This window comes from Vibrio sp. Hep-1b-8, from assembly GCF_006124995.1.
Classification (GTDB): Bacteria; Pseudomonadota; Gammaproteobacteria; order Enterobacterales; family Vibrionaceae; genus Vibrio.
The window spans coordinates 30,322-51,131 of the sequence record NZ_QEWN01000127.1; the positions used below are offsets into that span (position 1 = coordinate 30,322).

Genomic DNA, 20,810 nt, shown 5'->3' on the forward strand with positions numbered 1-20,810 from the left:
TGGAGAAAATGACATGGCAACCATGAAAGATATTGCAAAGCTTGCGGGAGTCTCGACTTCCACGGTTAGCCACGTCATAAACAAATCACGCTATGTGAGCGAAGAGATCTCTGTGCGGGTGAATAGTGCGGCTCAACAACTTAACTACCGTCCGTCAGCTTTAGCAAGAAGTCTCAAAGTTAACAGGACGAAGACCATTGGGATGTTGGTGACGACTTCGACCAACCCTTTCTTTGGTGAGGTCGTGAAAGGTGTTGAGCGCAGTTGCTATCATCAAGGCTACAATCTTATCTTGTGTAACACTGAAGGCGACCTTGAGCGAATGCGAGAGTCTATCAATACTTTGTTGCAAAAGCGAGTCGACGGTTTGATCCTGATGTGTTCTTCACTTGAAGGAGAGCGCATCGAAGTCTTCGAACAGTACCCTGATATTCCCGTGGTGGTGATGGACTGGGGGCCAATGCTGTTTACCAGCGATAAGATTCAGGATAACTCTTTGCGCGGAGGATATCTGGCGGCAAAACATCTTATCGATTCAGGTCACACCGAGATTGGCTGTATTACCGGCCCGTTGGTCAAACACCAAGCCCAAATGCGTTATGAAGGGTATAAACGCGCACTGAATGAATCAGGCTTAGACTTTAACGCCAATTGGATCATTGAAGCGGACTTTGAATGTGAAGGCGGGTTTGAGGCATTCAACAAAATGCTTGCGAAAGGCAGATTACCGAGTGCTATTTTTGTCTGTAACGACATGATGGCAATGGGGGTGATCAACGCAGCTAACGCGAAAGGGATTCGTATTCCTGAAGATATTTCAATTATTGGCTACGATGATATTCATATTGCTAAGTTTATGAGCCCATCACTGACGACTATCCATCAGCCAAAATACCGCTTAGGCAAAGCGGCGGTGGAAGCGCTGCTTAATCGACTTGAAAAAGGCGCAACGGACGCACAAGTGGTTCAGCTAGAGCCGACTCTAGTTGAAAGGGCAACCGTACAAAACATAAAGTAACCCAGAAACACGCTGCTCAACAGTTGACGGAAGTCTCTTGTTCAAATTCAATACTTATCTCCGGATTGGGTTGTTCATTAAACGCATGATTGATGCTATTGATGATTAAGTTAGAAATAACCTGAGTCAAAATACCGGGTAAGCTGTTCATCATTACCGAGAGTTCTCCTTGTAATCTCGGGGCTACAGGAAGTTCAGTATAGACCTCGAGATTTGATTGTGATTAACGACATAAAGTGGAGGGTTGTGGAAGGGCAACTACACTTAACAAATACGGTAGGAGAGCCCAATGCGTTGGATAGTCATTTGCCTTATTTTCTCGTCACAAGCCTTAGCAACCAAAGTGCTACTTATTGAAAGTTATCACTCAGGGTACTCTTGGGATGCGAGTTACATCGAAGGCATAAAGCAAACGTTGTTGCCCTCTATTGAGTTCGAAACATTTCAGATGGACACTAAACGTCTACCGATGGAACAATTTGAACGGAAATCAGATCAGGCTTTTACCGCCTATCAAGAGTTTAAGCCTGATATCGTCATGCTGGGTGACGACAATGCACTTAACTACATGCTCCCAAAACTGTACGATGAGCCTGTTTCCATCGTCTTCCTTCAGCTTGCAGTACAAGGCACCTCAACCGTAATACCGATTGCGACCGGAAACCAAGGTAAGGCGATCTATTCGAAAAGTGAGCTGTCGCGTTGGGGGCTAAACATGCCACCCCACTGGCAGCAAATTGAGTAAATGTTGTAGTCAAACTAGCAGATAGTAAGAAGTTTGAAGTCAGTCTGCTGATTAGATTTACAAAATATTGAATTGCAGTTAAAAAGTATCAAAGTATTAGTGATTGATGACGATAACTAATAATGATCAAATATTGAAAGTAGAATTATGAGCGGATCAAGTAGTACGATTTTAACGGAAAGCGGCACCAACGAGCTGGAAATCATCGAGTTCCATTTAGTCAAAGAGTTGCCGGACGGTCGAAAGAAAACCTGCTATTACGGGATTAATGTCGCTAAGGTTCGTGAAGTAATTCAAGTACCAGATACGACAGATTACCCAAATGCACAGCCTCATATGGTTGGGGTGTTCTCGTCAAGAGACATCTTAACACCACTGGTGGATTTGGCTGGTTGGCTTGGTGTTCCGACCTCAAATGACAACTCACGTAAATTCGTTATTGTTACTGACTTTAACAATATGACTAATGGTTTTCTAATCGATAGCATTAGCCGCATTCATCGAATCTCTTGGAATGACGTTGAGTCACCTAGCCAGTTTTTGGAAGCGGGTGAACAAGATTGTGTGGTTGCTGTAGTTCGTAAAGATGGCAATCTCATCATGATATTGGATTTTGAGAAGATCATTGCTGACATCAACCCAGAACTGAGTATGGAAAAATACGATGTGACTTTGGATAAGAGCGTCGATCTTAACCAACGTATGGTCAAGAAGCGCAACGCCAAAACTCTGATGGTGGTCGACGATTCAGCGTTCATCCGCTCGATGATTCAAGATACATTGAGCTCTTCTGGTTACAACGTCATTGCGTGTAAAGATGGCGGTGAGGCACACGACAAATTAATGAATTTGATTGAAGTTGCCAAAGAAGAGAATCTACCAGTCAGTGAATTGATCGACGGCGTAGTGACTGACGTGGAAATGCCTCGAATGGATGGTATGCACTTGGTCAAACGGTTACGAGATAGCGAAGCTTACGCTAACATTCCAATTGTGATGTTTTCGTCACTGATGAGCGAAGACAACCGAGCGAAAGCATTGGCCTTAGGCGCAAATGACACGATTACTAAACCAGAAATTGGTCGCATGGTTTCGATGATGGATAAGTATGTTTTTCGCGACAATGCTAAATGATTAACAAATAAAAAAAGGATACGCAATGCGTATCCTTTTTTGTATTCAAGCAGTAGATTAACCTTCGCTGCGAGTACTACGACCGTGACCACGTTCGCCACGGTAGTTACCACGGTGATCACCACCACGGTTACGGTCAAAGCGACGTTCACCTTCACGACGAGCACGACCACCTTCACGGTTACCATCACGACCGCCTTCACGGTTACCACGGTAGCCACCTTCACGGTTGCCTTCGCGGCCACCTTCGCGATTACCACGGAAACCGCCGTCACGACGAGGTCCACCATCGCGACCGCCACGACGTGGCTCACGGAAATCGTTGAAGTCACAGACTACAGCGTCAACTTGCTTCTGACGGATACGTAGCTTACGTAGTTTGCCCGCAGTTTCAGAAGACATCGCTTTTGGTAGCTGAACGTAAGTTTCGCCTTGTGCTAGTTTGATTGCACCGATAGAACCTTTAGTCAGGCCCAGCTCGTTTGCAAGTGCACCAACGATATCTTTAACCTGAACACCTTGCTCGCGACCAACTTGAAGTTGGTAAGTATCCCAATCTTGAGTATTGAATGAGCGACCACCTTCGCGTCCGCCGTCACGACCACCTTCACGGCGCTCTTTACGACGTTGCTTGTCACGCTCAATTGCTTCAGTCATTGGGTCTTCGCCAATGTAGAACAGTGGACGTTTACCTTGTTGGCGCTTAAGCAGGATAGCGGCTAATGTCGCTGCGTCTAGTTCTAGAGATTCTTGAAGCTTTTCTACAAGCTCAGCAAATTTTTCTAGTGCTTTGTGTTCTTTTTCTGTTTCTAGTTCTGCGCCTAGTTTAGCTAGACGAGACTCTGCAACTTTGTTACGGTGAGGAAGTTGAATCTCTTCCATTGATGATTTAGTTACACGTTCGATAGTACGCAGCATACGTAGCTGGTTAGTGCGAACGAGAAGGATTGCTTTACCTTTACGTCCAGCACGGCCTGTACGACCGATACGGTGGATGTATGATTCAACATCGAATGGGATGTCGTAGTTAAATACGTGCGTAATACGTGGAACGTCAAGACCACGTGCAACAACGTCAGTTGCAACTAGGATATCGATAACACCTTGTTTGATGTGATCAACAGTACGCTCACGTAGAGACTGAGGAATATCACCGTGTAGTGCCGATGCTTTGAAGCCACGTGCACATAACCAGTCTGCTAGACGCTCTGTGTCTTGACGAGTACGTACGAATACGATTGACGCGTCAGTCTCTTCAGTTTCTAGAAGACGAGACATCGCTTCGTCTTTTTCTACGCCTTTAACAACCCAGAATTGTTGTTCTACTTTGTCTACTGTGTGGTTTTTACCAGCAACGTCAATCGTTTCTGGATCACGAAGGAAACGCTCAACAATGCTTTTCAGCATTGGAGGCATAGTCGCTGAGAATAGTACGCGTTGCGCAGATTCTGGAGCGTGCTCCATGATCTCTGTTACATCATCAACAAAGCCCATGTTTAACATTTCGTCTGCTTCATCAAGGACGAATGTATGAACTTCGTCTAGATGCAGACGATCACGGTTGATAAGGTCTTGAACACGACCAGGAGTACCGACTACGATTTGCGCACCGTTCTTAAGTGCACGCATTTGATCAACGATAGATGCACCGCCGTAGATCTCGAGCACTTTAAGGCCATCGATGTTTTTACCTAGGTTCTTAATTTCAGCCGCGACCTGAATCGCAAGTTCGCGAGTTGGTGCAAGAACGATAGCCTGAGGCTTACGTTGTGCTAGGTCTAGCTTGTTAAGAAGAGGTAGAGAGAAAGCCGCAGTTTTACCAGTACCAGTCTGAGCTTTACCTAGTGCGTCTTTACCTGCCAATAGGTGCGGGATAGCCGCAGCCTGAATTGGAGTTGGTGAAACGAAACCCATACCTTCAAGAGCTGAAAGGATTGAGTCGTTAAGCGCTAGGTCGCTGAACTGAATTACGGAATCTGTCATTGGGATCCTACTTTATATATGTCAACAAAAGGTCCCACGAGCTCTACCAATTCCAATACCAATCCAGTTGAGAGCTGATTCCATTCAGATGCGGAAAAGTCGTAAATCGCATCAAGCCACTAGGGACGTAAATAAGGGGGCGGATTATTCCCTAAAAGCATAAAAAAAGCTAGAAAAAATTGAATTTCATCACAATTATTCCCTGAATTAAGTCATCTAGTTTATATCTTGCTCATCTCGATACACCAATAGCATGAAATCTGACCATTTTACGGCATAGGGTAACTGATTGAATTAATGACGAAACGATAAGTTGTCATGTTTATGCGCTAGCTAGACTATAGACGCAGTGATATAGTGGGCGGAATGTTTTTGGTTAGATACTTACTCGGTAAAACAAGATAGATGTTCCAAGATAACCCTCTACTGGCTCAACTCAAGCAGCAAATTCAAGAAACGCTTCCTAAGAAAGAAGGCACGATTAAGGCAACTGAGAAAGGCTTCGGCTTCTTAGAAGTCGACAGTAAAACGAGCTTCTTTATTCCACCACCATATATGAAGAAATGTATGCATGGTGACAAAGTCAAAGCCATCATCCGTACAGAGAAAGAGCGTGAAGTAGCGGAACCTGAGGAGCTGATTGAGCAAGGTCTAACTCGTTTTATTGGTCGCGTGAAACTGATCAAAGGCAACCTAAATGTCACCCCTGATCATCCGCAGCTTAAAAAGCTGGCTTTAAAAGCGAAGACACGCAAAGGGATTAAAAGCGATGATCTAAAAGAGGGCGACTGGGTCGTCGGTCATTTAACTCGCCACCCGCTAAAAGGTGACAATGGTTTCTTTGTCGAGATTAGCGACAAAATCACCGACGCGGACGATAAGATCGCACCTTGGTGGGTGACACTGGTTCAGAATGATTTACCCAATAGTGAACCTGTTGGTATTGAACACTGGCAAATTAAAGATGATGCCGATCTAGAACGTATCGATATGACTCACATTCCGTTTGTCACAATTGATGGCGCTTCTACCAAAGATATGGACGATGCTCTGTATGCAAAGAGAACTCAATTCGGTGATTTTGAACTCACTATCGCTATTGCGGATCCAACGGCGTATATCTCAGCAGACAGTGAAATGGATAAGGTGGCACGCGAACGTGGTTTTACTATCTATTTACCTGGGCGCAATATCCCAATGTTGCCGAGAGACCTTGCTGATGAATTATGTTCATTAATGCAAGATGAAGTTCGCCCAGCCCTTTGCTGTACTGTGACCGTCGGACAAGATGGTGTGATTGTGGATGATATCCAGTTCTTTGCCGCCAATATCAAGTCTCATGCACGCCTAGTGTACGACCATGTGTCTGATTGGTTAGAGTCTGGTTCATCCAGTGAGTGGCAACCAAGCGAAGTGACGGCGCAAGTTGTCCGTGACCTATACGACTTTTCATTGGCTCGTGCACAGTGGCGTGAACAGAATGCAGTGGTGTTCCCTGATCGTCCAGACTATCGATTTGAACTTAGTGAAGACAACGATGTGGTTGCGATTCATGCCGATATGCGCCGCAGTGCGAACCGTTTGGTTGAAGAGGCGATGATTACCGCCAATATTTGCGCAGGACGTACACTGAAGCAGGCGTTTAATTCAGGTGTGTTTAACACTCACTCTGGCTTTAAAGCTGAGAAAATCCAAGATGTTATCTCGTTCGTCAATGCAGAAGGCGATTTGCCGTTCACTGTAGAGTCTGTGGCAACGTTGGAAGGATTTGCTGAGTTACGTCGTTGGTTAAGCCAACAAGAGACGAGTTACTTGGACAACCGCATTCGCAAATTCCAAAGTTACAGTGAAATGGGCAATCAGCCGTTACCACACTATGCGATGGGTTTAGACATTTATGCGACTTGGACCTCACCAATTCGTAAGTATGGTGACATGATCAATCATCGTATGTTGAAAGCGCATATTTTAGGCAAAGAGCCTGAGCAAGTTGCAGATGAAACCGTTGGCGAAGAGTTGGCGATTCATAGAAAGCACCACAAGATTGCTGAACGTAACGTTGGTGACTGGCTATATGCTCGTACGTTGGCGGAAGAGCCAGCAAAAGAGACCAAATTCCAAGGTGAAATCTTTGATATCAACCGTGCAGGCATGCGTGTTCGTTTATTAGAGAATGGTGCTGCCGCCTTTATCCCTGGTTCCCTCATCTTAGCCAATAAAGAGCGTCTGGATTGCAACGGTGACATGGGCACAGTTTCTGTCGACAAAGAACTAACATACCGTTTGGGTGATGTTCTTGAAGTGGTGTTAACGGAAGTTAATCAGGATACGCGCAGTTTAGTTGCCAAACCTACTCAAGTATTTGCTGACTTAGAGTGTGCAGAAGAGCCCGCTGCTGAGACAGATTCGTAACCTTTCCTACCTGCGAAAAAATGCCAGTCGTCTGACTGGCATTTCAAATAACCGTTGCGCACATTTTTTTGTTCTCGAAAAAGGTTAATCACCAGTAATTGCTTCTCGCTTACTGACTTCAATTAACTCAATAACGCTTGATACGCCATATTTGTCTAAGATTCTTCGCTTATATGTACTCACTGTTTTTGGACTCAACCCCAAAATATGCGACACGTCATTATTCGATTTTCCTTGCAATAAGTAGTTCAATACCATCACCTCCCGATTGGATAGTTTGGGCACCTTAGATGATATATCTCTCTGATTTGACTTAAAAAAGTTATAACCACTCAGTACCGTTTCTAAGGCGTTAATAATAACGTCCTGACCCTCTGATTTATCTATGTAGCCATTTGCTCCCAGTTCATAAGCGACTTTAGAGCAGTAGTCTTGGCTATTACAGGAGAAAAACACAGTTTTTCCACTGTATCCGTGAGATTTTGCGCGTCGGAAAAACTGAAATCCATCGGCGCTATCTAAGTTGACGTCCAAGATTAATAGATCAAACTCATGTGAAGAGATAATACTGATAGCCTGTTTGTAATTGCTAGTACAGACAATATTATCAACCGATTTAATTCGGGATAAGATGATTTTAAGTGACTCACACACGATAGGGTGGTCATCATATATAAGGACGGCGTGTTTTTCCATTCCATTACTTTTAAACATAGTATTACTTCTTTTTAGTTTTGTGCTAATGTTACGTGAGCTGAATAAAAACATTAACTACATGATTGATATAGGTAATTAAGTGCTTGCTTTACTTTTATTTAGATGTGACTCATGTATGTCAATTCTTGTTCAACTGAGCATGTTAATGCATGTCATATTCTATAATACCTTTGTAGAATATAACCTGATTTATGGGGATAACATTTATAGTTTTGCATTAAATACGATATTTCCTACACGAAGAGAATGAGAAATGTAGGATTTTTTCTCTAGAGTAAAGGCTAATAAATGTCAAATTAGCCTACAATGAAAATGCTTCAGTTGACTTAAATAAATATCATTCTATTTAATTTTGGTGTGTTTTATTCGCAGTGGCCTTGTTCATTGGGCAATGGAATGCGCTCGCTATCAATCACTCCAGAACATCTGTTTGGGATCTTTATCTATTTCTCGTATCAGGGCGGTCAAGTCGGTACTGTGAGGTAGAAATGGGTAAGGTATCCAGGTGTCTATTTGAGTTTCATGGGGGATGAACAACTGCCAACGTTGGGTATTGACGCACCAAGATAGTTTCGCAATATAATCCATGTAATCGCAGTGAGCTGAATCGAGTAAGAAATGCTGTTTTATGAAGATGACACCGTTATTGGTGACCTCGTAACGGGCTTTACCTAACTCGGCTGGTGTGTTTTGGTTTCTCACTTTACAGATCGACTCTGCACGACTTTCAACCTGACGTTGTAGCAAACTTACTAATCCCATTGCACTCTCACTTCAGTAATGTGCTGTATTCTAATCAGAGCAGAATACCTAATGCATACAGATACTATTTACATCAGAACTATTTATCTGCCCAGTTTTTCACAAAATTGTCATCTTATGGAAATATTATGAGGTCGGCTAACTCGAGTCTATCAACTATCAGGAGAAAAATATGATTCGCATTGCGCTGGCTGCACTTTTATCTACATCATTGGTTTCAGCGCCAATATTTGCGAAAGAAGTAAACGTATCAGGTTCAACTTCTGTTGCACGTATCATGGATGTCTTAGCGGAAAAATTCAATGCCACTCACCCTGAAAGCTTTATAGCGGTTCAAGGTGTAGGCTCAAGTGCGGGAATCACGCTTGTTAATAAGGGTGTTGCAAACATAGGAATGAGCTCGCGTTACCTGACTGAGAGTGAACAAACTGAATCATTGACGGTGATGCCAATTGCTTACGATGGACTCGCTGTTGTCGTGAATAAGTCGAATATGGTTGACAATGTGACACGAGATCAGTTGTTTGATATCTACAAGGGCAAGATTACTAACTGGAAGCAGATCGGTGGTAGTGACCAAAAAATTGCTGTGGTAACGCGAGAAGCGTCTTCAGGTTCGCGTTATAGCTTTGAAAGCTTAATGGGCTTAACTAAGACGATTAACGGTCGAATGGTCTCGGACATCAATCCAGATAACTTAGTCGTTAATAGCAATAGTATGGTTAAAACGATCGTTAACCATAACAAGCAGGCGATCGGTTTTATTTCAACGGGTTCGGTAGATAGTTCGATTAAAGCAATTCAGTTTGAGGGAGTCGATCCTAATACCAATAACATTGCGTCAGGAAAGTATGGATTGGCCCGCCCGTTCTTAGTGCTTTACGATCAAAGTCGTCTGAGCGAAAGCGCTCAAGAGTTTGTACACTATTTGGCGGAAGATGAAGCGAAAAATCTGATTGATGAGTACGGTTATACCTCTATCAGAGACAAAAAACAGAAGTAATAGCGATTTTCCACGACTTTGTTGGGTAATTTGATGGAACTAAATCAGGACGTTACGATCTGATCAGCTACATCAGTTAATCAGCGTAGCCTTATGCCGAAACCTCGTTACAAACAAGATCACAGGGCTAGGTATGACTGAAACAATGATGACCGCCTATAGAGATAAAATAAGCCCCTATGAGTAGGGGCTTTCTATCAGCGGGAGCTTTAATGGGCAGACTTGTTAGTCGAGCTCCACTCCAGATTCTTTATACAATCGACGACATGCTTTGCCGTCACTGTGGAACAAGTGGCAACGGTGAGCTGGAATGCCTACCGATAACTTATCACCTGGTTCAACCGCTAGGGTATCCGGTTGACGGAAGATCATGTCTGCATCAGCGGCATCGATATGTAGATAAGCTTGTGTCTCGTTACCTAGTTTTTCGACGATATTGACTTCACCTTCAATGATTGCGTCACCTTGATTTGACGGTAGTAAATGTTCAGGACGGATACCCAGTGACATACGTTCACCACGCGTCACTGTCGTGCCATCGACAGGGATCCAGAAAGTCGTCCCGTTTGCCAACTGAACCATAACGCGCTCTTTCTCAACGGCTTCGATAAATACACTCATAAAGTTCATTTTAGGAGAGCCAATGAAGCCTGCAACAAAGCGGTTTTGTGGGTAGTGGTAAAGTTCTAAAGGCTTGCCCACTTGAGAGACAAAACCAGCATCCAATACCACGATTTTGTCAGCCATGGTCATCGCTTCTACTTGGTCATGCGTTACATAGATCATGGTGCAGCCCAGTTTGCGCTGTAGCTTTGTGATCTCTGAACGCATCTGTACGCGAAGCGCAGCATCTAGGTTAGACAGAGGTTCGTCTAGTAGGAATACATCGGGTTGCGAAACGAGTGTTCGCCCGATTGCAACACGTTGACGCTGACCACCAGAAAGCGCTTTTGGTTGACGTTCTAGAAGATGACTGAGCTGGAGGATTTCCGCTGCGTGTTCAACGCGTTTATCTATTTCGTTTTTATCCGCTTTGGCAAGTTTGAGACCAAAAGACATGTTGTCGTAAAGGTTTAGGTGAGGATAAAGTGCGTACGACTGGAACACCATGCCGACCCCACGCTTTGATGGCTCAACGTCGTTCATTCGTTCATCGCCAATATATAGGTCGCCGGAAGTGATGTCCTCTAAGCCAGCGATACAGCGTAGCAGTGTAGATTTACCACAGCCTGATGGACCAACAAATACGACAAACTCACCTTCTTGAATGTCTAGATCTACATTCTTTGAAATCAGTAAGTCACCGTAAGCTTTACATACATTTTTTAACGTGACACTCGCCATCTAGCTCGTCCTCGATCAATTTTATATTTTACTGCCTATCATTATATGAATTATGGACAAGGCAATAATAGTAGGAATTAGGTAAGAAAATGGATTTTTTACAGGTAAGAAAATATGGGTGAAGGAGTTCCTCGCGACACCCATCAAGCCAAAGTCAAGTTTGCTTCCCCCGTGTAACACAAGCTTCTCCCCCGGTTGAATCAGTTACCTGAATACCTATGTCACTTGTGTACTCTTAGCAAACCCTCGCGGCGTTGCAACCAGTGACATGATTCATGTCTTACTGGAAAGGGTTCTTACCATCCACTCTTGGATGACTGTAGTTTGCGGAAAAATGAGGTCAGCGACATCCTCCTATACGCAATAATTGTAGGGGGAGTAGGAGGGGATGAGGTTATCAAGGGATGAGAAAGCACAAAGAGATCGAGTTCAAATTATTGCTTGCATTTATATAGAGTTCGATCACGTTCGAGAGTTGATTTGTGACTTAGGTCGCTAACCTGTATCGATGGAGATCACGAAAATAGTCCATAATAGCGAGGGCGTAGGGAGTAGGAGGATGAGCCATTGATTCGTTTGGCTGAAAATAACTGCTGAAATACGGTGAAGCCTCTGGTTGAGCCCTACAACACAAATATAAAAAGGATATGAACATGAAAAATGCCCTAAGCACAGTAGCACTAGGAACTCTTGTTGCTCTTGGCTCATTTGGCGCAAATGCTGCTATCGAAGAAGGTCAACTAACGATCTGGATCAATGGTGACAAAGGCTACAATGGACTTGCTGAAGTAGGTAAACAGTTTGAAGAAGATACTGGTATCAAGGTAACAGTTGCTCACCCTGACGCACTTCAAGACAAGTTCCCACAAACTGCTGCAACTGGCGACGGTCCTGATATTGTGTTCTGGGCCCACGACCGTTTCGGTGGCTACGCAGAAGCGGGTCTACTGGCTGAAGTGAACCCGTCAAAACAACTTAAAGAAGGTATTGTCGATTTTGCTTGGGATGCAGTTAAGTACAACGGCAAGCTAATCGGCTACCCAGTAGCGGTAGAATCTCTATCTCTTATCTACAACAAAGATCTTGTACCAAATCCACCTAAGAGCTGGGAAGAAGTCGCGGCTCTAGACGCTAAGCTAAAAGCAGATGGCAAATCCGCAATCATGTGGAACCTGAAAGAACCGTACTTCACATGGCCTCTAATGGCAGCTGATGGCGGTTACGCATTCAAATATGGCGCAGCTGGTTACGATGTGAAAGATGCAGGTATCGCGAAAGATGGCGTTAAAGACGCAATGAACTTTGTGAAAGGTCTTGTCGACAAAGGCGTGATTTCTTCAGACATGGATTACTCTGTCTCTGAGTCAGCGTTCAACCAAGGTAAAACAGCAATGACAATCAATGGCCCATGGGCTTGGGGTAACATTGAAAAGTCTGGCATTAACTACGGTGTAACGACGCTACCTAAGTTCAACGGCCAATCTTCAAAACCTTTTGTTGGCGTACTAACTGCTGGTATCAGCACTGCTTCACCAAACAAAGATCTAGCGGTTGAGTTCATTGAGAACTACCTACTAACCAACGATGGTCTACGTAAAGTAAACAACGACAAACCACTTGGTGCGGTTGCTCTTAACTCATTCCAACGTGAACTTGATGCTGACAAGCGTATTGCAGCCACAATGGACAACGCAATGAATGGCGAAATCATGCCTAACATCCCACAAATGGGCGCATTCTGGGGTGCCGCTAAAAACGCAATCATTAACGTTGTTGACGGTCGCCAAACTGTAGATGCAGCACTTGCTGATGCAGAAAAACAAATGACCAAATAATTTAGTAATACCCTTTTGAGGAGAGGGTAACCTCTCCTCCTTTTCAAGTTTTATTATCGCTAGCAGGTTCTCTTATGCAGTCAGTTCAAGGTACAGATGTTATGCCATCTACAACAACGAGCTTGCCATCAAGTAAAAGCGTACTCATCAAATGGGGCGTATTGGCCTCTGTTGGTATTGTTAATGGCTACGCAACCGTTCTTATGTATTCTCGTGGTGAGACGGCTTTTGCGCTACTTACCCTTATTTTAACCGCTCTGGCGTTGTACATTTTTGGTAGTAAAAAGACATACGCACACCGTTACATTTATCCAGGCATCGCAGGCATGATTCTATTCATCCTGTTCCCTCTTGCTTACACGGTCAGTCTTGCTTTCACTAACTACAGTGCGAAAAACCAACTTTCATTTGACCGTACCCAAGTGGTGCTGATGGATCGTACATTCCAAAGTGGTGATAGCTATCCATTCACTCTGTATAAAACAGAGACAGGTCACCTTCTTTCAATCAAGAAGGGTGATCAACTGCTAGCAACTGATGTTTTTGACCTTGCTTCCCTGACAGCAAGCGATATGGATTTGAAGCCTGTTGACTCGATTGAGGGTGACAAGGAACAAATTAAGACGATTATCAGCCACAAAGTGGCACTGGGTAATCTCGACCTACACCTTCCAAATGGTGACGATATCCGCATGAGCGGCTTACGTAAGTTTGCTGCGGTTGTACCGCTCTACACGATGCAAGATGACGGCGAGACGCTCTACAACAACCGTACTGGTGAAACTCTACGTCCAAACATGGAGATTGGTTTCTACCAGCCTATTGACGAGAACGGCCAATTTATTGGTGCGACGGTATCTCCTGGTTTTGTCGTCGACATTGGTGCGAAGAACTTTGAGCGAGTTTGGAAAGACGAAGGTATTAAAGAACCGTTTGTCAGCATCTTCATTTGGACAATTCTTTTCTCAGCGTTGACCGTTGGTCTGACCGTGATCATTGGTCTGGTACTTGCGAGTATCGTTCAATGGGAGGAGATTAAGGGTCGTGCAATCTACCGAGTGTTGCTAATTTTGCCTTACGCAGTGCCAGCGTTTATCTCAATCCTAATCTTTAAAGGTTTATTTAACCAAAGCTTTGGTGAGATCAACATGGTACTAGAAGCACTATTTGGTATCAGTCCATCGTGGTTTTCAGATCCGCTAACGGCGAAGGCAATGATCGTCATTGTTAACACTTGGCTAGGTTTCCCTTATATGATGATTCTGTGTATGGGTCTGCTTAAAGCGATTCCGGATGACCTTTACGAAGCCTCGGCAATTGATGGTGCTAACTTCTTTGATAATTTCCGTACTATCACATTACCGTTGATGATCAAGCCGCTTACTCCGTTACTTATTGCGAGTTTCGCGTTCAACTTTAACAACTTTGTTCTAATTCAATTGTTGACTCAAGGTGGACCAAACATGATTGGTACTTCTGAGCCAGCGGGTTACACCGACCTACTTGTAAGTTACACCTACCGTATCGCTTTTGAAGGTAGTGGTGGTCAGGACTTTGGTCTGGCAAGTGCTATCGCAACGCTTATCTTCCTATTGGTTGGTGGATTGGCACTACTCAACTTACGCTTCACTAAGCTGTCTCAAGATTAAGGAGTACTGACAATGGCAATGGTACAAGGTAAGTCACTTAAATACCGCGTATGGGCGACGCATATTGCCCTATGGATTTTCTTGTCAGCGATTATCTTCCCACTACTGATGGTGGTTGCGATCTCATTCCGTGAAGGTAACTTCGCAACGGGTAGCCTGATTCCAGATAATCCGTCACTGGAGCACTGGAAACTGGCATTAGGTTTCTCTGTTACAAACGCTGATGGCTCGGTTACACCACCGCCGTTCCCTGTTCTTACTTGGTTGTGGAACTCTGTGAAAGTTGCGGGTATTACATCTGTGCTTATTGTGGCTCTGTCTACTACTTCAGCGTACGCTTTTGCTCGTATGCGTTTTAAAGGCAAAGAAACGATTCTGAAAGCAATGATGATTTTTCAGATGTTCCCAGCCGTGCTAGCCCTTGTGGCACTTTATGCGCTGTTTGATAAGTTGGGTCAGTACATTCCGTTCCTTGGTTTGAATACACACGGTGGTCTAATTTTCTCTTACCTTGGTGGTATCGCACTGCATGTTTGGACCATCAAAGGGTACTTTGAAACGATTGACACCTCATTGGAAGAAGCCGCAGCTCTTGATGGTGCGACACCTTGGCAGGCGTTTAGATTGGTACTACTCCCTCTTTCTGTGCCAATTCTTGCGGTAGTGTTTATTCTGTCGTTCATTGGTGTTGTAGGAGAAGTTCCTGTGGCGTCATTGCTACTTTCTGATGTAAACTCTTACACATTAGCGGTTGGTATGCAGCAATACCTCTACCCTCAAAACTATTTGTGGGGCGATTTTGCAGCAGCAGCAGTACTGTCTGCCTTACCAATAACCATCGTATTCTTACTTGCTCAGCGCTGGTTGGTCGGAGGATTGACCGCCGGTGGTGTGAAAGGTTAATAAGAACGATAAGGGCGACCGCAAGGTCGCCCATTTGTTTCTCTGCTTAACACTTTTGGTTTGGCCGCCGATCAGTTAAGAAGAGAGCATAACTGGCGTTACGCATAGCTGGCTGTTAGCTAGATTCCTTACTATTTACTACTAACAGTTTTTGTAACCATTACCCGGCTTGTCCGGGTATTTTTATGTCTGAAATTCAGCTATCAAGGGATTATACGGAGGCAAAAATGGAACGGCAGGGTCGAATAGCTGTGTTGCGAGGAGGCGGTGATTACAAAATGCAACGCATAGAGGCGTTGCAGATAGTTGCGGCAAAAAGCACAGAATTGCTAGGGTTTATAGCTCGCGGTTAGAAGGTGCACAGCCTAAATGTTGCAAAAGCACATAGATACTTTCCTGCGACAACGCGACTTTTCTAAACAGGTCGGCGAACAGTTCATCTCCACCAAAGCAGGTGCGTATGTAGTGGTTTATCTCTGCGTCCCCATAGCCTTCAACGTACATTGTCCGAACCCATTGATACTCTATCGCTTTCAGGTTTAACAGCGTTGATTCACTCAATGTGGTTTGACTAAGGTTCAAGAGATATTCCTTTCGATCGTTTCTATGCTGATGAATTTAAGCAAACAAAGATGAAAGAAAAATGACAAGGGTGTGGCAGCAACGAAGAAAAATAATTGCTGCCAGCAGCTTACAGGGGGAGGGCTACTTAAGGTACTTAACGTGCGCTTCCATCTCTTCACCGATCTCTTTACGCATATTCATCAGACGGACGGCAGAGTCGCGTAATTCGATGTCTTCAGGTGTCTCTGGAATCCATTCTGGAACAGAAGTTGGTGTACCTGTTTCATCCACGGCTACCATGATCACGATGCAGTGAGTTGTAAGACGATTTTTGAGCTCTTTAGGATCGCAAGCCTGTACATCGATTGCGATATGCATGGAGCTTCGACCTGTGTAAATCACTTTGGCACTGACTTCGACCAAGTTACCCACATGAATAGGTTGAACAAAGCGAATTCCGCCTGCGTAGGCAGTAATACAATACTTACCACTCCATCCGGCAGCATTAGCGTATGCCGCTAAATCTATCCATTTCATCACGGCGCCACCATGGACTTTACCGCCAAAGTTAACATCTCCGGGCTCAGCTAGAAAACGTAAGGTTATATCTCGTTGACCAGTACTCATCTGTCAATCCTTATTGTTATAGGTGTGTTTGCGACTCGCTAAAATACTAGATAACAAAGCTGTCAATTATCTGCAACATCTATTGGAGTTTAGACGCAAAAACAAGGTCTCAAGCCTGATATTGTCGTCGTATGCAGCACTTCGTGGTCTTACGATTGAAGCGGCATACTCTTGGGCGTTTTTTTTAAACTTCTGTTCATGTTTGATTCATTTTGAGTTCGTTAAGCTAAAGCTAACTTAATAGAGGATTGATTATGAATAGAATGATTACTGGCGTATTTGCGCTTTTCATCGGTTTCTTTACCCTCATATTTGGCTTGATTCTAGCTATACCGCTAACGATAGCGGCGCTTATTACAGGTAAAAAACTCGAACGAGCAATTAAAATGAACCACCCTATGTTCAGCCAAGGTAACCGTAAAAACGTTATCGAGGGTGAATTTGAAGAAGTCTCCAAATAATGACCGTAGTATAGACGGCACTTGTGACTCTCTCGTGGTGAAAACAAAAAGGCCACTTCCATAAAACGGAAGTGGCAACTACGGGGGATTATTATAGGTATTAGTGTTGTGGAGTTTTGCTCCCGAGAAGGTGAGAGCGATATTCTGTTATAAGCAGGCTCTATCCAATAGAACCCGCTTATTTATCCCGCGAGATTATTTTGTAGGGAACGTTTTGTAACGAACACCCATCATCTGTTCCATACAGTGAACAACTTGGCAGCTGTAGCCGAATTCGTTGTCGTACCAAATGTACAGAACACAACGGTTATCTTGAGCAATCGTCGCCGCGCCATCAACGACACCAGCAAAACGAGAACCAACAAGGTCAGTTGATACGATTTCAGTAGATTCAGTGTAATCGATTTGCGCCGCTAGCTCAGAGGTCAAAGCGATTTCACGTAGGTAGTTGTTCAACTCTTCCTTGTTAGTCCCTTTTTCTAGGTTAAGGTTTGCAACAGCCATAGAGACGTTAGGCGTTGGTACTCGAATTGCGTTACCAGTTAGCTTACCTGCTAGTTCAGGTAGTGCTTTAGCAACCGCTTTCGCTGCACCCGTTTCAGTCAATACCATGTTTAGCGAAGCGCTACGACCACGACGCTCTCCTGAGTGGAAATTGTCAATTAGGTTTTGGTCGTTAGTGAACGAGTGAACGGTTTCAATGTGACCAGAAGTGACAGTGTATTTATCATTGATCGCTTTTAGTACCGGAGTAATAGCGTTCGTTGTACAGCTCGCCGCAGAAATAATCGTGTCTTCAGGTTGAATAACGCTGTCGTTAACACCAAACACAACGTTCTTAATGTCGCCTTTGCCTGGAGCCGTCAGCAGAACTTTTTCTGCGCCGTTACACTCTAGGTGCTGGCTCAGACCTTCAGCATCACGCCATACACCTGTGTTATCAACAACGAGAGCGTTGTTGATGCCATAGCTGGTGTAATCCACTTCTTGTGGTTTGTTTGCGTAGATAAACTGGATGAAGTTGCCATTTGCAATGATTGCTTTGCGCTCTTCATCAACAATGATGCTGCCATTGAACTGACCGTGAACAGAATCACGACGTAGCAAGCTGGCGCGTTTTTCTAGATCGCCTTTTTTACCACCACGAACGACAACGGCTTTTAATCTTAGTGGGTAGCCTGGGCCGCTTTTCTCAACAAGTAGACGAGTAAGCAGACGACCTATACGACCAAAGCCGTAAAGCACGACGTCACGTGGTTCCGTAACGCTCTTGCCATCCATAGCACCCATTAGAGCAGTGTGAAGGAAATCCTTTACGCCATGCTCATCATCTCGTCCTTTCCAGAACTCGTGCGCAAGCTGACCAACGTCGACACGACATGGTGACAGTTCCATTTCAGATAACGCTTTAATCAGTGGAAGAGTTTGTTCTGGGGTAAGAGAAGTACCTGTGTAACGGCGTGCTAGACGGTGAGTTTTGATGATATCAATGGTTGCCGCGTTGACTAGTGTTTTACCGAAAAGTAAAACTTCTACGCCTTTCTGACGGTAAAGCTGACCAAGCAGGGGAGAAATAGATTCCGCAATCGTTTGGCTAGTTTGCCAGTCTAAAAGATGTTTCTCTGGACTCATGTTTCGTTTGGACCTTTCACGTTTTGGGGACTGACTCTACTTTGCTGTTGTAGGGGAGCAGGTAGAGATAAATAAACTATGTATTATTTTTGTAATTTTTATGCGGCAGGATTGTAAGGCCTAACATCTTATTCTGCTAGTAAAATTAATATGAGACCTAAAGGCTATAGATTGAGGGTGATTTGGCGAAAAATACTGTAATGAGTACGAGGGATCGCCTATTGACATTTTTAAAGGATGTGGCTTATTTCGTGATGAAAAATACTTGTCGCACATAAAATATGTAACAAGAATGCGACTTATCTCGTCTGTCTGTGATCAGGGTTGATTAATACACTTAAAAGGTAAACGATACACCCGCGGAAACGACATCGACTTTAGACGCGAGCGGTTTGCTCGGATCTTGCAACTGAGTAAACTGTCCACTGATCACGTTTTGCTCTCCTGTGAACCGTTGCCATTCGAGAGATGTATTGATTTGTGGTGTCCAGTCATAACGAAATCCGACTAAGTAGCTTTCGCTGGTTCTTGAAACCCGAGCCTGACCATATTGAATATAAGGTGTGATTTTCCCAAAACGTAATCTAGCCCCGCATACCAGTTAGCACTAATATCCTTGGTTAAGATAGCTTCTGCTTGAAAGTGCAACCACTGGCTAGCCATAACTCTTCGATTGCGATTCACAGCTTAGATTTGGTGCTTTCTGATTTGAGTTGGCTCTATTACTGGATGGAGAGAGAGGCTTGGCTGACTCAGGAAATCAACTGGTTCGGTTGGGTATACACAGATTATGCGGAGGAGTACTTTCGTATCAGTGAAAGGCAGCAGTTCTATTTGGACAAATTTATTAATCTCGGCGCGGACTCTGAGCAGATCGATGTGCTACTCGACATTTTTGCTAGCCGAGATTTTCAGCAAGGTCTGCTGGTTAAAGACCGACTACTGACTTTTTCACAGAGCAACAATGTGCCAGAGGGTTTCGTTGACATCATTCAAAAGCGAAATAAAACCGTGAAACGTCAACTGATTATTTTCACCCAGCAGTTGCAAACCGAACTAAAACACGCCATCAGCAACGCGGAGCAAGCACTGTGGTTAATCGCAATTTTAGGCGTGACCATTTTTACTGTGATGTTTACCTGGGGATATAGCACCCTGATGCGAATCAACAGCAAGCTTGCCAAAATCATTCACGTAATGGGTCGCTTGAAAGAGAAAGATGGTGCGGAGCAGATCCCTGTCGATGGTAAAGATGAATTTTCGGCATTCGCCAGTGAGCTCAACCAAATCATAGAACAACAAAAAGAGTATGAACAAAAACTGGTAATGGCAAAAGAAGACGCTGAGGCAGCCAGCCGAGCAAAAAGTATCTTTCTTGCCAATATGTCCCATGAGATTCGCACGCCCCTAAACGGAATTATTGGCATGGCGGAAATACTCTCGGATAGCCATCTATCGAGCAGCCAGAAAGAGATTTTGTCGGACATTGATACCTCGTCTCATGCCCTGCTAGTGCTGATCAACGATATTTTAGATTTGTCTAAGATTGAATCTGGAAACCTGGTGCTATCAATTCACAGCGTCAGTTTACGAGAAATGGTGTTTGACACAATTAATATGATTAGTTCAAAAGCGCTAAAGCAGGACGTCGAATTGAAAGTTGAGTTCGCGGATGATCTTCCTAACCATATTGATATCGATGACTTTCGCTTTAAACAAGTTCTGATGAACTTGCTCAGTAATGCGGTGAAGTTCACCCAACAGGGAGCGGTCAGTGTTGAAGTGGCAGCACAGGAAGGGTTCCTCGTTTGTCATGTTGCTGACAGTGGGGTAGGCATTTCACAGGAAAAGTTGAGTGAAATTTTCAAGCCATTTACTCAAGAGGATGGCAGTATTACACGCCGATTATTGCCTTGACGGCTAGCGTATTGCCTGAAGAAATTCAGAATTGTTTTGGCGTTGGTATGGACGCTTATCTGCCTAAACCCTACAAATCACAACAATTGTTTGAGACCTTAGAT

General features: G+C 44.1%; 18 protein-coding genes. 10 read left to right on the plus strand and 8 right to left on the minus strand.

Annotation, left to right across the window (positions count from 1 at the left end; translation table 11 throughout):
* Nucleotides 1-13: 13 nt before the first annotated feature.
* The gene (locus DA100_RS16805; RefSeq protein WP_138973182.1) at nt 14-1,018 is read left to right on the plus strand and encodes a substrate-binding domain-containing protein; all 1,005 of its coding nucleotides are present in this window, start codon (nt 14-16) and stop codon (nt 1,016-1,018) included.
* Between the two features lie 16 nt (nt 1,019-1,034).
* Here DA100_RS16805 and DA100_RS21055 read toward each other — a convergent pair whose 3' ends face one another.
* On the minus strand, nt 1,035-1,172 hold the full coding sequence (locus DA100_RS21055) for a hypothetical protein (RefSeq protein ID WP_171052242.1): 138 nt from the start codon (nt 1,170-1,172) through the stop codon (nt 1,035-1,037).
* Between the two features lie 135 nt (nt 1,173-1,307).
* On the opposite strand from DA100_RS21055, the gene DA100_RS16810 reads away from it, so the two are divergent.
* Nucleotides 1,308-1,763, plus strand: coding sequence for a hypothetical protein (locus DA100_RS16810; protein ID WP_138973183.1), 456 nt, complete (start codon nt 1,308-1,310; stop codon nt 1,761-1,763).
* A gap of 147 nt (nt 1,764-1,910) precedes the next feature.
* Nucleotides 1,911-2,897 (plus strand): chemotaxis protein, encoded by a 987-nt coding sequence (locus DA100_RS16815; protein WP_138973184.1) that lies wholly within the window; start codon nt 1,911-1,913, stop codon nt 2,895-2,897.
* A 57-nt stretch (nt 2,898-2,954) separates the two neighbouring features.
* Here the strand turns inward: DA100_RS16815 and DA100_RS16820 are convergent, their stop codons facing one another.
* Nucleotides 2,955-4,880 (minus strand): DEAD/DEAH box helicase, encoded by a 1,926-nt coding sequence (locus DA100_RS16820; protein WP_138973185.1) that lies wholly within the window; start codon nt 4,878-4,880, stop codon nt 2,955-2,957.
* 405 nt (nt 4,881-5,285) lie between these two features.
* On the opposite strand from DA100_RS16820, the gene rnb reads away from it, so the two are divergent.
* Nucleotides 5,286-7,292 carry an exoribonuclease II gene (gene rnb, locus DA100_RS16825; RefSeq protein ID WP_138973186.1) on the plus strand — a complete coding sequence of 669 codons (2,007 nt, stop codon included), beginning with the start codon at nt 5,286-5,288 and terminating at the stop codon, nt 7,290-7,292.
* Nucleotides 7,293-7,376: 84 nt separating this feature from the next.
* On the opposite strand, the gene DA100_RS16830 is transcribed toward rnb, so the two are convergent.
* Nucleotides 7,377-8,006, minus strand: a complete 630-nt coding sequence (locus DA100_RS16830; protein WP_138973187.1) for a response regulator transcription factor — start codon at nt 8,004-8,006, stop codon at nt 7,377-7,379.
* 411 nt (nt 8,007-8,417) lie between these two features.
* Entirely contained in the window at nt 8,418-8,771 is a 354-nt protein-coding gene (locus DA100_RS16835) for a DUF3024 domain-containing protein (RefSeq protein WP_138973188.1), read from the minus strand.
* 172 nt (nt 8,772-8,943) lie between these two features.
* On the opposite strand from DA100_RS16835, the gene DA100_RS16840 reads away from it, so the two are divergent.
* Complete coding sequence (locus DA100_RS16840; protein ID WP_138973189.1) at nt 8,944-9,774, plus strand: phosphate ABC transporter substrate-binding protein; 831 nt, start codon at nt 8,944-8,946, stop codon at nt 9,772-9,774.
* 225 nt (nt 9,775-9,999) lie between these two features.
* Here DA100_RS16840 and malK read toward each other — a convergent pair whose 3' ends face one another.
* Nucleotides 10,000-11,118, minus strand: a complete 1,119-nt coding sequence (malK, locus tag DA100_RS16845; protein ID WP_138973190.1) for a maltose/maltodextrin ABC transporter ATP-binding protein MalK — start codon at nt 11,116-11,118, stop codon at nt 10,000-10,002.
* A gap of 653 nt (nt 11,119-11,771) precedes the next feature.
* On the opposite strand from malK, the gene malE reads away from it, so the two are divergent.
* The 3 genes from malE (at nt 11,772) to malG (ending at nt 15,505) form a co-directional block, all read left to right on the plus strand.
* Nucleotides 11,772-12,953 (plus strand): maltose/maltodextrin ABC transporter substrate-binding protein MalE, encoded by a 1,182-nt coding sequence (malE, locus tag DA100_RS16850; protein ID WP_138973191.1) that lies wholly within the window; start codon nt 11,772-11,774, stop codon nt 12,951-12,953.
* Between the two features lie 74 nt (nt 12,954-13,027).
* On the plus strand, nt 13,028-14,602 hold the full coding sequence (gene malF / locus DA100_RS16855; protein WP_138973192.1) for a maltose ABC transporter permease MalF: 1,575 nt from the start codon (nt 13,028-13,030) through the stop codon (nt 14,600-14,602).
* A 12-nt stretch (nt 14,603-14,614) separates the two neighbouring features.
* Nucleotides 14,615-15,505 (plus strand): maltose ABC transporter permease MalG, encoded by an 891-nt coding sequence (gene malG, locus DA100_RS16860; RefSeq protein WP_138973193.1) that lies wholly within the window; start codon nt 14,615-14,617, stop codon nt 15,503-15,505.
* A gap of 336 nt (nt 15,506-15,841) precedes the next feature.
* On the opposite strand, the gene DA100_RS16865 is transcribed toward malG, so the two are convergent.
* Entirely contained in the window at nt 15,842-16,087 is a 246-nt protein-coding gene (locus DA100_RS16865; protein ID WP_138973194.1) for a hypothetical protein, read from the minus strand.
* Between the two features lie 123 nt (nt 16,088-16,210).
* Nucleotides 16,211-16,696, minus strand: coding sequence for an acyl-CoA thioesterase (locus tag DA100_RS16870; protein ID WP_138973195.1), 486 nt, complete (start codon nt 16,694-16,696; stop codon nt 16,211-16,213).
* A 254-nt stretch (nt 16,697-16,950) separates the two neighbouring features.
* Here DA100_RS16870 and DA100_RS16875 point away from each other — a divergent pair, with 254 nt between their 5' ends.
* On the plus strand, nt 16,951-17,157 hold the full coding sequence (locus DA100_RS16875; RefSeq protein ID WP_138973196.1) for a hypothetical protein: 207 nt from the start codon (nt 16,951-16,953) through the stop codon (nt 17,155-17,157).
* Nucleotides 17,158-17,352: 195 nt separating this feature from the next.
* On the opposite strand, the gene DA100_RS16880 is transcribed toward DA100_RS16875, so the two are convergent.
* Nucleotides 17,353-18,789: a glyceraldehyde-3-phosphate dehydrogenase gene (locus tag DA100_RS16880; protein ID WP_138973197.1), complete on the minus strand. Its 1,437-nt coding sequence runs from the start codon at nt 18,787-18,789 to the stop codon at nt 17,353-17,355.
* Nucleotides 18,790-19,431: 642 nt separating this feature from the next.
* Here DA100_RS16880 and DA100_RS16890 point away from each other — a divergent pair.
* Nucleotides 19,432-20,706 carry a histidine kinase dimerization/phospho-acceptor domain-containing protein gene (locus DA100_RS16890; protein ID WP_240800951.1) on the plus strand — a complete coding sequence of 425 codons (1,275 nt, stop codon included), beginning with the start codon at nt 19,432-19,434 and terminating at the stop codon, nt 20,704-20,706.
* The last annotated feature ends 104 nt before the right edge of the window (nt 20,707-20,810 follow it).